The following is a 15,288-nucleotide window of genomic DNA, read 5'->3' as shown; positions in this document are numbered from 1 at the left end:
GCAGAGAGATGAACCAAAAAGATGTAGCTACGCTGCTTAACGATAAAATTCAAACGATTCGCGGAGAGCAATCCTCGACGATTTTGGTAGGACCCATCAAACTGCCAGTCAATTTGGAAGGGGAAACCGTAGTTTTCCAATGGTACTGCTGGTTGCCTGTGCGGGATGAGGCTGATCGTCAGGACTTGCTGAACGCGACCGCTGACACGATTGTGAAGCGATTGTCGACACTGAATTTGGCAGAGGGACAACAGTCAAGTGTATTGGTGTATGGCGATCTTCAACAGTCGGAAAATGCACTTGTTCGTATGCATAGTATTTGCCATACTGGAGATATTTTTGGCAGCAAGCGTTGTGATTGCGGATTTCAGCTTCACCAATCGATGAAAATGATTGTGGAGCATGGAACGGGCGCGTTGTTTTATCTGGCCAATCATGAAGGTCGCGGGATCGGCTTGTTTAGCAAAGCCATGGCATATATTTTGCAGGAAGAGGGCATGGATACCGTTGAAGCCAACCATCAATTGGGGTTTGAAGATGATACCCGCAATTATGTGGATGCTATTAATGTGCTGCGTCACCTGAGACAAAAACCGGTCACTTTGATTACAAATAACCCTAAAAAGCTGGATGCCTTGAAGAAATCAGGTATGAATGTGGCGGGGCGTATGCCGCTGTGGGGCGATGTATCGCAATATAATGAACGGTATTTGAATACAAAAGTGGAACGGTCCGGCCATTTGCGGGATTTCGATTTCAGGGAGGTTCTATGAGTACTCAGACCACTCACGAAAAATATATGCGCCTGGCGTTGGAAAATGCCAGAAGCGCCAAAGGGCAAACAGAACCGAATCCGCTCGTCGGATCAGTGATTGTTAACAACGGTCGTATTGTCGGGATCGGTGCTCATTTGAAGCCTGGTGAGCCACATGCGGAGATTCATGCTTTGCGTATGGCAGGTGAGCATGCTCGGGGAGCAACGATTTATGTAACGCTGGAACCGTGCTCCCATCACGGACGGACAGGCCCGTGTGCAGAAGCAATTGTACAGGCTGGCATTCGCCGCGTGGTAATTGCTGCGCTGGACCCGAATCCGCTGGTTTCGGGCAGAGGGGTCCAGATTTTGAAAGATGTGGGCATCGAGGTCATCGTCGGCGTATGTGAGCAGGAATCCATCCGCATGAATGAAGTGTTTAACCGATATATTGTGAGCAAGCGTCCTTTTATTACGATCAAATCGGCGGTGACGCTGGATGGTAAAATTGCCACCCGGACCTCGGAAAGCAAATGGATCACGTCTGAGGCGGCACGGGAGGATGTGCATCGGCTTCGTCACGAGCATGTGGGCATTCTCGTCGGTGTGCAGACCGTGATTCACGATAATCCGCAGCTTACGACGCGCCTGCCGGAAGGAAGGAATCCGATTCGTATCATTCTGGATAGCACGCTGCGTATTCCATTGGATGCTCGTGTCATTACAGATGGAGAAGCGCCTACCTGGATATTTACAGGACGCGCTTATGATGAAGGCAAGCGAAGCCAACTGGAGCAACTGGGTGTAAAGGTATATCCGACACAGAATGAAAGCAGTGATCGGGTTAATCTGCCGCAAATGCTGGATATTTTGGGTGCAGCCGAGGTATCTTCAGTGTTCGTGGAAGGCGGTGCCGAGGTGAACGCTTCGTTCGTTCAGCAAGGACTGGCAGACAAGCTTGTCCTGTATATTGCGCCGAAGCTGGTTGGAGGACGCGCAGCCCCGGGCTTTTTGGGAGGCGAAGGTGTATCCGCGATGAGCGATGCGGTTGGGTTGCAAGATTTGAGCGTGACGCAGGTTGGTGTGGATTTGAAGATAGAAGGGTATTTTGGGCGGGAATCATGAGTGAGTTCTTTACGGGGGAAGGCGCTCCGCGAAGGGGTTGATCTTCCGATCGCTGTTGCCCCTGAATTTTTTGGATTGAATAACCCCTTACAGGGTTAAAATTCAGGGGCAAAGGCGAACGCATAAGCTTCTCCAGATTCAACCCCTCCGCTCCGCTGCTGCCCGCCGCAAAGTCACTCATTTTTCCGAAATGTGGTGGAGCATGGGGGAGGACGAAAGGACTTAGAGGCTTAAAGATTTAATACTTAAAGACTAAAGACTAAAGACTAAAGACTAAAGACTAAAGACTAAAGACTAAAGACTTAAAGATTCAAAGATTACTACATAAAGATCAAATCGAGGATCTGAAGGGCTAAAAAGGGCCTGGAAGGTCTTTTTTTTTATACTTAACGATTTATCGGGCGAATGGTTAATGGGATGAATAACTCATGCAATGAATACCTGATGGTGTGAATGTTTTATGGGGTGAAAGAAAGCCAAGCTGCAATGTTTGAATCGACTAGTCCTTAAGTCGCATTTACGTGTTTAATTACGCTTTTAATACGAAAATACGAAACGACGATTTTCTTGGAAATCTCCAAAAAACCACATAACATAATTGCGTATATTCGGGACTTTCGTCCTTTTTCTTTTATGTTTTTTCGGGGTCTTTCGCCTCATTTAGTCGAAAAATAGCGACAAAAGGATTGACCTGGAAATCGGGATGGAGCACAATGTAGTCGAATCCCGATTGGAAGGAATGGGAAAACCATTGCAGCATAAGGGATTAAAGACTTGAGAGGAGGATCGGTGTAAGGAATTAAAGAATATAAAGGAGGATGAAAATTATGAAAAAAAAGTTGTTATGCTTGTTAAGTGTCAGCTTGATATGTTTAGCTGCGCCAGTTTCTACTAAAGCCTTTTCGGGGGAGGTTACGCAAGGTGCTGGCTCATATTCATCGACACTGCCTGCCGGAGTATCTAGTCCGCAAAACGAAATTTACAAAACAGCCAATGTAACCGGCGCGATGCCTACCAATGACTGGTGGAGCAGTCTGGCTTGGGTGTCTCATTCTGAGGCCCAATACCCCCACCCCATTGCCTTGAAAAATCAGCAAGATGGCTTGCGCATCTTTAACCCGAGCGGGAAAATTACTGTCAATCCGGGATTTGTAGCAGGCTGGATGGATGAAAAGAACGATTTTACCATTGGTCATTCTGCAGCTGCTTCATTTCCGGATGCCAAGGTAGACGGCTTTAGCGATTGGTTTGTTAAATCATTATTTCAAAGCGGAAGCAGCAAAATGAGCGCTACCTACGGACATGGTTCCCCATATGTTTATTTTGAGTTTGGCGGCGGCAATCCCAAGCTCTCGTTTAATGAGGCACCTGAGGTCTGGTCCGGATCAGCCAACTCCTCTGTGCTTGGCATTACGATCAATGGCTCACACTATGGCTTGTTCGGTCCTTCCGGCAGTACCTGGTCCGGCTTGGGAACGAAAGCACTGACTAATCAACTGAACGGGAAAAACTATTTTACAGTGGCGGCTTTGCCTGACAAAACAGCGGAGACCTTGGACAAATTCCAGCAATACGCCTATTCTTTCGTTACAGACTCCAAAGCGCAGTTCAGCTATAACGAAGGCTCTGCCGAGGTAACGACTACTTTTAATGTTACAACAACAGCGAAGGAAGGTACACAAAACGGTACTATTTTTGCCTTGTATCCGCATCAGTGGAAAAATTCATCACAGCCTCTGCTTGACTACACGTATAAGTCTGTACGCGGTCTGATGAAAACGGCAGAAGGTACTTCTTTTCAAACGAAGATGAAATTTTCAGGGGTACTTCCTTCCCTGCCCGACTTGGGGTCTTATGATAAAAATACGCTCAATAACTATGTAAACGAAGCGAAAGCGGAAAACTACTCCGGCGATGGGGACACGTACTGGACTGGAAAACGCCTGGGCAAGCTGGCAGCTTTGGCACCGATTGCTGACCAGGTTGGCAATACGGCAGCATCGACCCAGTTCCGCAGTGAGATCAAAAGTCGGCTGCAGGACTGGTTTAAGGCCAGTGATAGCTCGGGGAATCTGAAAGGCTCCAGTCTATTTGCGTATAACAGCAATTGGGGGACATTGATCGGTTATCCCGACAGCTTTGGCAGTGCAATAGAATTAAATGACCATCATTTCCATTATGGCTACTTTATTAAGGCTGCGGCTGAAATTGCACGTGTGGACAAGAACTGGGCATCCGATTCCCAATGGGGGCAAATGGTGAATCTGCTCATTCGCGACATTGCCAATACCGACAGATCTGATTCGAAATTTCCGTATTTGCGTAATTTTGATCCTTATGCCGGGCATACTTGGGCTTCTGGACATGCCAAATTTGGCGATGGCAACAACAATGAATCCTCCTCAGAGGCGATGAATGCCTGGGCTGGCGTTATTTTATGGGGCGAGGCCACAGGAAATACTAAAATTCGCGATTTAGGTATTTATCTATATACAACGGAAATGAATGCGATTAACGAATATTGGTTTGATGTGAATGGCACAAACAACCCTGCAGGCATGCAAAGCGCGACGGCAAGCATGATTTGGGGCGGTAAAACGGTAGGGAATGCAACATGGTGGACCAGTAATCCCGCAGAGGTACACGGTATCAACTGGCTTCCAATCACCTCTGGATCTCTTTATTTGACGGAATATCCAGAGTATGCGGCTAAAAATTATAACGATCTGCTGAAAAAGAGCGGTGGGAATTTTAGTCCGTGGGAAGATATAGTGTACATGTACAGAGCGATCTCGGATCCGTCCGAGGCCAAGGACAAATTCAGTGCACGCGCAGCATCCATGACACCGGAAGCGGGGAATTCCAAGGCAAATGCCTACCACTGGATCTACAATTTGGATTCAATCGGCAACCTCGACCGCAGCGTCACTGCCAATACACCGAGTTATGGCGTTTTCAATAAAAACGGGGTGAAAACCTATGTGGCCTACAACTTTACCAACCAGGTTGAAAAAGTAACCTTCTCGGATGGACACAGCATTACCGTACAGCCTAACAGCTTTAATGTCGGAAATGGAAGTGATAGCGGCAATACCGAGCCTGATACACAGGCTCCATCCAGCCCGGCAAATGTGCGGACTGCGAGCAAAACGGCTTCAAAGGTCACTCTGGAGTGGGATGCAGCCACAGACAATGTTGGCGTTACAGGTTATATCGTTTATAAGGACGGAACTCAGGCGACAGAGATAAGTGGTACTTCCACTTCAATTACAGGACTGAAGGCAGCTACCACGTACAGCTTTACCGTTAAGGCTCGCGATGCAGCCGGGAACCTGTCTGAGGCCAGCAATGCTGTAGAGGTCACTACAGAGGCAGCATCTGGCGGCAATGACGGAGGCGAAGAAACGGACGATTATACCGCACAAGCCCGTTTTGTCAGCGATCGTGAAGCACTGCTTCAATTTACACCCAAAACAGCTTCCGCCTATGTTGATGTGCATTATGTTTTGTCCGGTGGTGAACAGCTTAATTATCGGATGACAAACAACGATGGCATTTGGGAACAACGGGTTACAGGTCTCGACAACGGGACGGTCGTCAGCTACTGGTTTACTTATGAAAAAGCGGGAGCGCAATATGACACCTCTAAGGCGAGTTATACACATCAGGCTGCCCCTACAACGACAGGGATCTCCAAAATTTCCGCTACCGAGGCGTTGATTACGTTCCAGCCGGAGAGTACATCGACATATGTGGATGTCCACTATACCGTGTCCGGTGGCGATCAAATGAATCATCACATGACGAACAACAATGGAGTCTGGGAACAAAAGGTCAGTGGACTTTCATCCGGCCAGGTCATCAGCTACTGGCTCACCTATGAAAAAAATGAATTGGCACAAGACACCCCTAAGGCAAGTTATACCCATCAATAGGCTAATCATTAGAGACCTAAGATCAGAACGCGATAGCAGCAATATAAAGAAAGACACGAGGGAAGCACATGTGCTTCTCCCGTGTCTTTTGATTTTTTACAGGGTCGTAATACTTTCGCCATGTTCGCGAGGATGGATGTGCGTGATAATGATAAAGGCTGATGCAGGAAGATATTACCGAGGCGAGGATTTCCAAAGGTCCCGCAGTGCCTGCCCTCATCGGGTCAGGTATCCTGTAAATCTTGCGTATCCACCAACAATTAGGGTTCGATTCCCAATCGCCTTCCACGCGACTTCTGGTAGAGTATTCGAATGGTCGAATAAAAACGATGAAAAGACCCGGATAAGAGCATCCCATGTCTGGTCTCGATGACAGATGCCGGAGCGATGGCTATGCGACCAGCAGATACCGGAGAGAGCAAGCGCCGACATGGCCCGAGGCTTCGGGGAATAGTGATTCACAGTCGATGTTGGGCTGATGAATTCTATCTCCAGAACACCGGAGCAGGTGGCACCTTCCTTTTTCCTTAAGCTTGGCCCCGCCCTCCGAACCGGAGGGATGCTCTGCAAGGGTTACTAACCTTACTGCAACGAATAAAAATAAAAAATCCTCATTTTAAAAGTGTGTTGATTTTAAGGCGGGCAACAGCGATCGGAAGATCAAATGGATCGCGGAGCCGCCACACATAGAAAAAACACTCTTTTAAGTTGAGGATTTTAACTATTAGGAGTGATACTGATGTTTAAGAAAGTAACGATTAAATCCGATGAACGCGGACTGTTGTTCAAAAAGGGGAGCTACCACAAGCTGCTGCTGCCAGGGACTTACTTGTTGAAGACATTTCAGCAGGAAACGGTTGAAATTTTGAATGTAGGTGAATCGTTTTTTGTACCAGACTATGACATTCGCCTGTTCTTGAGCGATCCACAATTGCTGGAGCAATTGGATGTTGTGGAGGTTGAGGACTACGAATATGTGCTGCATTATGAGGATAATAAGTTTGTGGAGCTGCTGACGGCAGGAAAATATGCGTTTTGGAACGTGCTCAAGGAGCATCGCTTTGTTCATGCAGATACTCGGCAGCCTGCGATTGATAAGGCATTGGGGCAAGCCTTTTTGTCCAAGACACCAGGCTTCTGGAAGGCGCTTCAGGTAGCCAGCTATGAGTTGGGCTTTCTGTATTATGATAACGTCCTGCAAGGGGAACTGAAGCCAGGCAAGTATTATTTCTGGATGTCTACGGTAAACACAGAGATCAAAACGATCGATATGCGCCAGCAGCAGATGGATTTGATGGGACAGGAAATCATGACAGAGGATAAAATCACGTTGCGCCTCAACTTCGTCTGTCAGTACCGTATTATCGACCCGCTGCGGGCATTGGAGTTTCGGGCATTCGAGGAGCAAATGTATATTATGCTCCAACTGTTGCTGCGTGAATACGTTGGCACCATGAAGCTGGATGATTTGCTGAAAATGAAGCAGGAGATTGCTCAGTATGTCTTGACTCGACTGAATGAGCAGAGCGGCGAATACGGAGTGACCTTTATGTCGGCTGGGGTGAAGGATATTATTTTGCCGGGGGAAATCAAGGATATTTTGAATACGGTGTTGCTGGCAGAGAAGAAGGCGCAAGCCAACCTCATCACACGCCGCGAAGAGACGGCATCCACTCGCAGTCTGCTCAATACGGCCAAGCTGATGGACGAAAACGCTACTCTCTATCGTCTCAAAGAGCTGGAGTTCCTGGAAAAAATCTGCGAGAAGATCGGCACGATTTCGCTGACTGGCGGAAATACGTTGCTGGAGCAGCTGAATACGCTGGTTCAGATGAAAGAAGGATAAGAACTCCAACAAAAGAACTTCAATAATCGAAAATACTCCCGAGCGATGAGTGCATTCTGGCTCAAGGCTCGGGAGTATTTTGCATGCAGGCTTTTAGCTGGTTTTGGTGGAAGCGAGAAAGGCGTCCATATTCAGCACCGGAATGAGGGCACCATGATGCTCCAGCACGGTAGGGAACAGCTCGCGTTGCCACTCTTCCTCATTGCTTTGTAACTGACTGTCCTCGGCAGAAGCCGTATCTTCCACCTGATCGACGACCAGAGCAATTTTCGCCCGGCTAAGCAAAATCATTTTATCCTCAGAGGACTCGCTTGAAGCGGGAAGAAATAGTTTTTTTCGTAAATTAAGAATCGTAAATACGCTGTCACGGATGGTGACCATCCCTTCATGCCACGCCTCGGAAAAGGGAAGCGGTGTCCCTTTCTTGGCAATCATAACTTCTTCCACTTCCAGAAAGTTTAAAGCGAACTTTTTGTCCGCCAGACTGCACACAATAAACTCAGACATTGCCATTCTCCTTACATATTCAAATAAGTCCACTACAGGTTGTTGTGAAGTGACGGTACAACGGGTTAGCTATTGCGTTTTGACACATGGAACTATAAAGTTGAGGATGCGGTAAAACTGTTTCAGTTAATCACAGAATATCACAAACTAGCAGTTAAATCTTCCAAAAGAGCAATTCAGGTGATGGCACTACATTTTAAGATAAGCGGGTTGAGGTAGAATGGATCATGAAAAGCAGCGATTAAGTATCGAGGCAGCCAGATTATACTATCTGAACGACTATAGCCAGCAGGATATCGCGGTCAGGCTCGGGGTTTCACGTCCTACGGTATCGCGGCTGCTTCAGGCTGCCAAGGAACAGGGATACGTGCGGATCAGTATTGTTGATCCCATGGAGGATATGGATGCGCTTGGAGAGCAGGTCAAAAAGAAATACGGGCTGGATACCGTGCTGGTTTGCTACTCGCCAGTAAATGAATATCAGGAGATCAAAAAGCATATTAGCAAAAAGGCAGCCGATTATTTGCATGAAATGGTACAAGATGCGGATATTATTGGGGTGACGTGGGGAACGACAATGCATGCAGTGGCACTCCATCTCCAGCAAAAGCAGGTTAAGGGGGTTGAGGTGGTTCAGCTCAAGGGAGGCGTGAGCCATTCGCATGTCAACACCTATGCCGTGGAGACGGTGAACTTGTTCGCGGAAGCCTTTCACACGATTGCGCGGTATTTGCCGCTGCCTGTGATTTTTGATAGTAAGGCTGTTAAGAAAATGGTTGAGCAGGATCGGCACATCCAGCGGATCATTGAACTTGGCAAGCAGGCGAACATTGCCGTGTTTACGGTGGGAACGGTCAAGGAGGATGCGTTGTTGTTCAGACTGGGGTATTTTAACCAGGAGGAACAGAAGCTGCTGCAAAAAATCGGCAAGGGCGATATTTGCTCACGCTTTTTTGACGATGAGGGCAATATATGCAGTGACGAAATCAACAGCCGTACCGTCGGCATTGATCTGCCAGATTTGCGCAAGAAGGAAAAGGCTATTCTCGTAGCAGGTGGACAGCGCAAAGTGGAGGCTATCCGGGCATCCTTGCGCGGCAAGTACGCGAATATTCTGGTGACGGATCAGTTTACGGCACAAGCTCTATTGCAATAAAGCATCTGGCTTCATTTCGGTGTAAACATCCGGTTTTGGCGTGCGTCTACAGGGTAATGTGAACTGTAGGTGACTGTCTCATGAATAGCTTTGAACATAATTTCAAATTGTGTTTTACATATGTTCAAAGTCGTGCTATGATGACCTCATCACCAGAAATAAAGGACATTTGTCTTCACACTATTTATCAAATAAAGGAGCTTTTAGATATGAACATTGCAGCATTAATCGACCATACATTGTTGCGCGCAGATGCGACAAAGGATGAAATCACGAAATTAACCGCTGAGGCCAAAAAATACCAATTTGCTTCCGTATGTGTAAACCCGGCGTGGGTAGCATATGCAGCAGAACAACTCGCAGGCACGGGCGTAGCCACCTGCACGGTTATCGGTTTCCCGCTGGGAGCGAACACGTCGGCAACGAAAGCATTTGAAACGAAGGATGCTATTGCTAACGGTGCGACTGAGGTGGATATGGTTATTAACATTGGCGCCTTGAAGGCACGTGATCTACAGCTCGTTGAGCAGGATATTCGTGCGGTCGTGGAAGCTGCTGCCGGCACACTGGTCAAAGTTATCATCGAAACTAGCCTGCTGACTGACGAAGAGAAGGTACTGGCATGTGAGCTGTCCGTCAAAGCAGGAGCGAATTTTGTGAAAACCTCGACAGGTTTCTCTACAGGTGGAGCTACTGTGGAAGACGTGGCCTTGATGCGCAAAACAGTAGGACCTGAAATTGGGGTTAAAGCTTCTGGCGGCGTACGCAGTCTGGAAGACGTGCAAAAATTAGTAGAAGCAGGCGCAAGTCGGATCGGTGCAAGTTCCGGTGTGAAAATCATCGAGGGCGAGCAGTCTACATCTTCCTACTAAGTTCATTTAAAGTCATGGAGGGATTCGCGGATGAAGGATCAATTGATTCAGGAAGCGCTTGAGGCGCGTAAACAGGCATATATTCCGTATTCGAATTTTCAAGTCGGTGCTGCGGTTCTCGGTAGCGATGGCACGATTTACAGTGGATGTAATGTGGAAAATGCCTCCTACGGCTTATGCAATTGTGCAGAACGGACGGCGATTTTCAAAATGGTATCCGAAGGCTGTCGTAAAATTGATGCGATTGCGGTTGTTGCAGACACGGAAGGGCCTGTATCTCCATGCGGAGCCTGTCGTCAGGTCATTTCCGAATTTGCACATTCAGATACCAAAATATATCTGACAAACCTTCATGGCAACACGGAAGAGTGGACGATGGAAAAACTGCTGCCGGGTGCTTTTCGTCCCTCGGATTTGGGAAAATAAAAAAAAGAATGCCTCTTTCGGGAGCGCGTTCTTTTTATAGATGATGTAAGCGCTTAATGTAATAAGGGGGATAATAAAATGAAATATATCATCGCTTTAGTGGGGCTGCTCGTTGTATTTGGACTGACTTACATCGCCAGCAGCGACAAGCGCAAAATCAGATATCGTCCGCTGGTGGTTATGGTTGTATTGCAGGCGGCGCTTGCTTTTGTGTTGCTGAATACAAGGATTGGCGAGTTTCTGGTCGGTGGGTTCGCAGAAGCGTTTGGCAGCCTGCTCAAATATGCGGGTGAAGGGATCAATTTTGTGTTTGGCGGGATTACAAATGAGGGGGCGGCACCATTCTTTATCAATGTATTGCTGCCGATCGTGTTCATTTCCGCGCTGATCGGGATTCTGCAATATATTAAAGTCCTGCCGTTCATCATCAAATATATCGGTGTTATCTTGAGCAAAGTAAACGGAATGGGTAAACTGGAATCCTACAACGCTGTAGCTTCGGCTATCTTGGGTCAATCCGAGGTGTTTATTTCCGTTAAGAAGCAAATTGGTCTTCTGCCAAAACATCGGCTGTATACGTTGTGCGCATCTGCGATGTCCACCGTATCCATGTCGATCGTAGGAGCTTACATGCAGATGCTGAACCCCAAATATGTGGTTACCGCATTGGTGCTGAACCTGTTCGGCGGCTTTATTATCTCTTCCATTATTAATCCGTACAAGATTGAAAAGGAAGACGATTTGCTGGAGGTTCGAGAGGAAGAAAAGCAGTCCTTTTTCGAAATGCTCGGCGAGTATATTATGGACGGCTTCAAAGTCGCCATAACTGTAGCAGCGATGCTGATTGGATTTGTGGCGCTGATCGCCATGGTTAATGGCATTTTCGCCTGGCTGTTTGGAATTAGCTTTCAGGGGTTGCTTGGTTATGTGTTTGCACCGTTCGCTTTTGTCATGGGGATTCCATGGAGCGAGGCGGTTCAGGCGGGCAGCATTATGGCTACCAAGCTTGTATCCAACGAATTTGTGGCCATGCTGGATCTGACCAAGCAAACAGGCTTGTCTGAGCGTACGATCGGGATCGTATCCGTATTCCTCGTATCTTTTGCCAACTTCTCATCCATCGGTATCATTTCCGGGGCGGTGAAGGGTCTGCATGAAAAGCAGGGAAATGTGGTGGCCCGCTTTGGTCTGAAGCTGTTGTACGGGGCAACGCTGGTTAGCGTGCTGTCGGCAACGATTGCAGGGTTGTTTTTGTAAAAAAAACAGCAAGTCAGGAAAGGATTTTTATGATGCCTAAATTTAAACGCATTCACTTGGTCGTGCTGGACTCGGTTGGGATCGGCGAAGCGCCGGATGCAGCCAAGTTTGATGATTACGATGTAGATACACTCGGTCATATTGCCCGCGAGCGCGGCGGTCTGAACATGCCGAATATGGGAAAGCTGGGTCTGTCCAACATTCGTCCTATAGAAGGGGTACAAGCAGCTGAGAAGCCGCTGGCGTATTACACCAAAATGCAGGAAGCGTCCAACGGCAAGGATACCATGACCGGGCATTGGGAGATCATGGGCTTGAATATTGCGGTTCCTTTCCGCGTATTCCCGGGTGGCTTCCCGGATGAGCTGATTCAGCGCATTCAGGAGCATACAGGCCGCAAAGTTATTGGCAACAAGCCTGCCAGCGGAACGGAAATCATTGATGAGCTGGGCGAAGAACATGTGAAGACAGGAGCGCTCATCATCTATACATCTGCGGATTCGGTGCTGCAAATCGCGGCGCATGAGGAAGTTGTACCTTTGAAGGAGCTTTACGAGATTTGCGAGTTCTGCCGTAAAATCACGCTGGAAGATCCGTACATGCTCGGCCGCATTATTGCGCGTCCGTTCGTAGGCGAGCCAGGGAACTTCTCCCGCACCTCCAATCGTCATGATTATGCGCTCAAGCCGTTTGGCCGCACTACGATGAACGAGCTGAAGGATGCAGGTCTGGATGTAATCGCTTTGGGAAAAATCTCCGACATTTATGACGGCGAGGGTGTGACAAAAGCGATCCGCACCGTATCCAATATGGACGGTATGGATAAGCTGGTCACGACGCTGGATGAGGAATTTACCGGATTAAGCTTCTTGAATTTGGTGGATTTTGATGCGCTCTACGGCCATCGCCGCAATCCGCAGGGATATGGTCAAGCCCTGGACGATTACGATGCCCGTCTGCCAGAGGTATTCGCCAAATTGACGGCTGACGATCTGCTGATTATCACCGCGGACCATGGGAATGACCCGACATACCGGGGAACAGATCATACCCGTGAATATGTGCCATTGCTGGTGTATTCCCCGCGTTTTACAGCTGGAGGCAAGGAGCTTGCGCTCCGTACAACGTTTGCGGATCTTGGAGCGACGGTAGCGGAAAACTTCGGTGTAAAACTGCCGGAACACGGAACAAGCTTTTTGGCAGAGCTTCAATAATCGTATAATCACGGACAAATGGGACGGAGGAATAGAACAATGAGTGTACACATTGGAGCTAAACCAGGAGAGATTGCAGAAACGATTTTGCTGCCAGGAGACCCGCTGCGGGCGAAATTTATCGCTGAAACGTATCTGGAAGACGTGACCTGTTACAACGAGGTGCGCGGCATGCTCGGTTTTACAGGTACGTATAAAGGCAAACGCCTGTCTGTACAGGGAACTGGGATGGGACTACCGTCCATCAGTATTTATGTCAATGAGCTGATCAGCGAATACGGCGTGAAAAACCTGTTCCGTGTAGGTACATGCGGCGGGATGAAGGAGCATGTGCATGTTCGTGACGTTATTTTGGCACAGGCATCCTGTACGGATTCCGGCATGAACCGCCATATCTTTGGCGGCTATGACTATTCGCCGATTGCCAGCTTCCAGCTTTTGAAGGGCGCTTATGATCGTGGTGTTGCCAAAGGCCTGAACATGCATGTCGGCAACGTATTCAGCTCGGACAGCTTTTACCGTGATGACAAATCAGTGGTGCAAAAGCTGATGGAATACGGCGTGCTGGGTGTGGAGATGGAAACTTCGGCATTATATACGCTGGCAGCCAAATTTGGTGTTAACGCGCTGACGATTCTGACCGTAAGCGATCATTTGCTGACAGGTGAGGAAACGACGGCGGAAGAACGGCAAACGACCTTTAAAGATATGATGGAAGTTGCACTCGATACAGCAATATCCCTGTAAGGATCATACGCACAGTGAGGAGAAATGACATATGAGAATGGTAGACTTGATTGCAAAAAAACGTGACGGAAAAGAACTGAGTACGGAGGAAATTAATTTTATTATCCAAGGCTACACTCAGGGGGAAATTCCTGACTATCAGGTCAGTGCATTGGCGATGTCCATTTTCTTTCAAGATATGACCGAGCGGGAACGCGCTGATCTGACGATGGCGATGGTTCATTCCGGTGATACCATTGATTTGTCCGCGATTGAAGGTGTGAAGGTCGACAAGCACTCCACTGGCGGTGTAGGCGATACGACAACGCTGGTACTGGCTCCGCTTGTAGCGGCTTTGGATATTCCGGTAGCAAAAATGTCAGGCCGCGGCCTCGGACATACCGGGGGAACGATTGACAAGCTGGAGGCGATTGCTGGCTTCCACGTAGAAATCAGCAAGGATGAGTTCGTGGAGCTAGTGAACCGCAGCAAAATTGCGGTCATCGGACAAAGCGGCAACCTGACACCTGCGGACAAAAAGCTGTATGCCTTGCGCGACGTTACGGCAACGGTCAACTCGATTCCGCTGATTGCCAGCTCGATTATGAGTAAAAAAATCGCGGCCGGTTCCGATGCCATCGTACTGGATGTCAAGACAGGTGCAGGCGCGTTCATGAAAACAGTCGACGATGCCAAAGAACTGGCACATGCGATGGTGAGCATCGGCAACAATGTCGGTCGCAAAACGATGGCGGTTATTTCCGATATGAGTCAGCCACTCGGCTTGGCTATCGGCAACTCGCTGGAAGTCAAGGAAGCGATTGATACACTGCGCGGTGAAGGACCTGAAGATCTGGAAGAGCTGTGTATGGCCTTGGGCAGCCAAATGGTCTTTTTGGCCGGGAAAGCAGATTCCCTCGAAGACGCGGAAGCAAAGCTCAAAGAAGTCATTCGCAACGGCAAAGCACTGGAAAAATTCAAGGAGTTTATTGCCAATCAGGGCGGAGACGCTTCTGTAGTGGATCATCCTGAACGCTTGCCGCAGGCACAGTATCGCATTGAAGTACCAGCGAAGCAGGATGGTGTAGTGGCCGAAATCGTGGCAGACGAGATCGGTACGGCTGCGATGCTGCTTGGAGCAGGACGTGCGACCAAAGAATCCGAGATTGATCTGGCTGTCGGCTTGATGCTGAACAAAAAGGTTGGCGATGCGGTTCAAAAAGGCGATTCGCTGGTTACCATCCATGCGAACCGTGAAGACGTAGCCCAAGTACTGGAGAAAATCTACGCGAACATTCGGATTGCGGATCATGCGGAAGCGCCAGTGCTGATCTACGGAACGGTGACAGAATAAGTACAAGGTAGGCTGAATCCATTCAAGATTTCATAGAATGGCAGATAGAGTCGGGGCCCCATAATTCAGGGGGGCTCCGGCTTTTTCATTTTTTTAGGGCGAAATGTGCTTAGATG

General features: G+C 48.3%; 12 protein-coding genes. 11 read left to right on the top strand and 1 reads right to left on the bottom strand.

The features are described 5' to 3' along the window. Nucleotides 1-8 precede the first annotated feature (8 nt). From KQI_RS0109065 to KQI_RS0109050, 4 genes are all read left to right on the top strand, one after another. A complete protein-coding gene (locus KQI_RS0109065) occupies nucleotides 9-773 on the top strand; it encodes a GTP cyclohydrolase II (RefSeq protein ID WP_007432264.1) in 765 nt (254 codons plus the stop codon). Further along, nucleotides 770-1,879 carry a bifunctional diaminohydroxyphosphoribosylaminopyrimidine deaminase/5-amino-6-(5-phosphoribosylamino)uracil reductase RibD gene (gene ribD, locus KQI_RS0109060; protein ID WP_010346443.1) on the top strand — a complete coding sequence of 370 codons (1,110 nt, stop codon included), beginning with the start codon at nucleotides 770-772 and terminating at the stop codon, nucleotides 1,877-1,879. The genes KQI_RS0109065 and ribD overlap by 4 nt, the downstream gene beginning before the upstream one ends. Before the next feature lie 827 nt (nucleotides 1,880-2,706). Next, entirely contained in the window at nucleotides 2,707-5,814 is a 3,108-nt protein-coding gene (locus KQI_RS0109055) for a glycosyl hydrolase (RefSeq protein ID WP_010346442.1), read from the top strand. Nucleotides 5,815-6,553: 739 nt separating this feature from the next. Continuing rightward, nucleotides 6,554-7,660, top strand: a complete 1,107-nt coding sequence (locus KQI_RS0109050) for a slipin family protein (protein WP_010346441.1) — start codon at nucleotides 6,554-6,556, stop codon at nucleotides 7,658-7,660. 93 nt (nucleotides 7,661-7,753) lie between these two features. On the opposite strand, the gene KQI_RS0109045 is transcribed toward KQI_RS0109050, so the two are convergent. Next, complete coding sequence (locus tag KQI_RS0109045) at nucleotides 7,754-8,167, bottom strand: chemotaxis protein CheW (RefSeq protein ID WP_010346440.1); 414 nt, start codon at nucleotides 8,165-8,167, stop codon at nucleotides 7,754-7,756. Between the two features lie 220 nt (nucleotides 8,168-8,387). On the opposite strand from KQI_RS0109045, the gene KQI_RS0109040 reads away from it, so the two are divergent. The 7 genes from KQI_RS0109040 (at nucleotide 8,388) to KQI_RS0109010 (ending at nucleotide 15,172) form a co-directional block, all read left to right on the top strand. Then, nucleotides 8,388-9,323: a sugar-binding transcriptional regulator gene (locus KQI_RS0109040; protein WP_010346439.1), complete on the top strand. Its 936-nt coding sequence runs from the start codon at nucleotides 8,388-8,390 to the stop codon at nucleotides 9,321-9,323. Between the two features lie 209 nt (nucleotides 9,324-9,532). Then, nucleotides 9,533-10,195: a deoxyribose-phosphate aldolase gene (gene deoC, locus KQI_RS0109035; RefSeq protein WP_007432257.1), complete on the top strand. Its 663-nt coding sequence runs from the start codon at nucleotides 9,533-9,535 to the stop codon at nucleotides 10,193-10,195. Nucleotides 10,196-10,225: 30 nt separating this feature from the next. After that, nucleotides 10,226-10,621, top strand: coding sequence for a cytidine deaminase (locus KQI_RS0109030; protein WP_010346438.1), 396 nt, complete (start codon nucleotides 10,226-10,228; stop codon nucleotides 10,619-10,621). A gap of 78 nt (nucleotides 10,622-10,699) precedes the next feature. After that, nucleotides 10,700-11,878 (top strand): NupC/NupG family nucleoside CNT transporter, encoded by a 1,179-nt coding sequence (locus KQI_RS0109025; RefSeq protein ID WP_010346437.1) that lies wholly within the window; start codon nucleotides 10,700-10,702, stop codon nucleotides 11,876-11,878. Nucleotides 11,879-11,907: 29 nt separating this feature from the next. After that, nucleotides 11,908-13,092: a phosphopentomutase gene (deoB, locus tag KQI_RS0109020; RefSeq protein ID WP_010346436.1), complete on the top strand. Its 1,185-nt coding sequence runs from the start codon at nucleotides 11,908-11,910 to the stop codon at nucleotides 13,090-13,092. A gap of 39 nt (nucleotides 13,093-13,131) precedes the next feature. Continuing rightward, on the top strand, nucleotides 13,132-13,839 hold the full coding sequence (gene deoD / locus KQI_RS0109015) for a purine-nucleoside phosphorylase (protein ID WP_010346435.1): 708 nt from the start codon (nucleotides 13,132-13,134) through the stop codon (nucleotides 13,837-13,839). 31 nt (nucleotides 13,840-13,870) lie between these two features. After that, nucleotides 13,871-15,172 (top strand): pyrimidine-nucleoside phosphorylase, encoded by a 1,302-nt coding sequence (locus tag KQI_RS0109010; RefSeq protein WP_010346434.1) that lies wholly within the window; start codon nucleotides 13,871-13,873, stop codon nucleotides 15,170-15,172. The last annotated feature ends 116 nt before the right edge of the window (nucleotides 15,173-15,288 follow it).

The sequence above is a fragment of the Paenibacillus peoriae KCTC 3763 genome (genome assembly GCF_000236805.1).
Taxonomy (GTDB): Bacteria; Bacillota; Bacilli; order Paenibacillales; family Paenibacillaceae; genus Paenibacillus; species Paenibacillus peoriae.
This window is presented reverse-complemented; position numbering and strand designations above follow the sequence as displayed.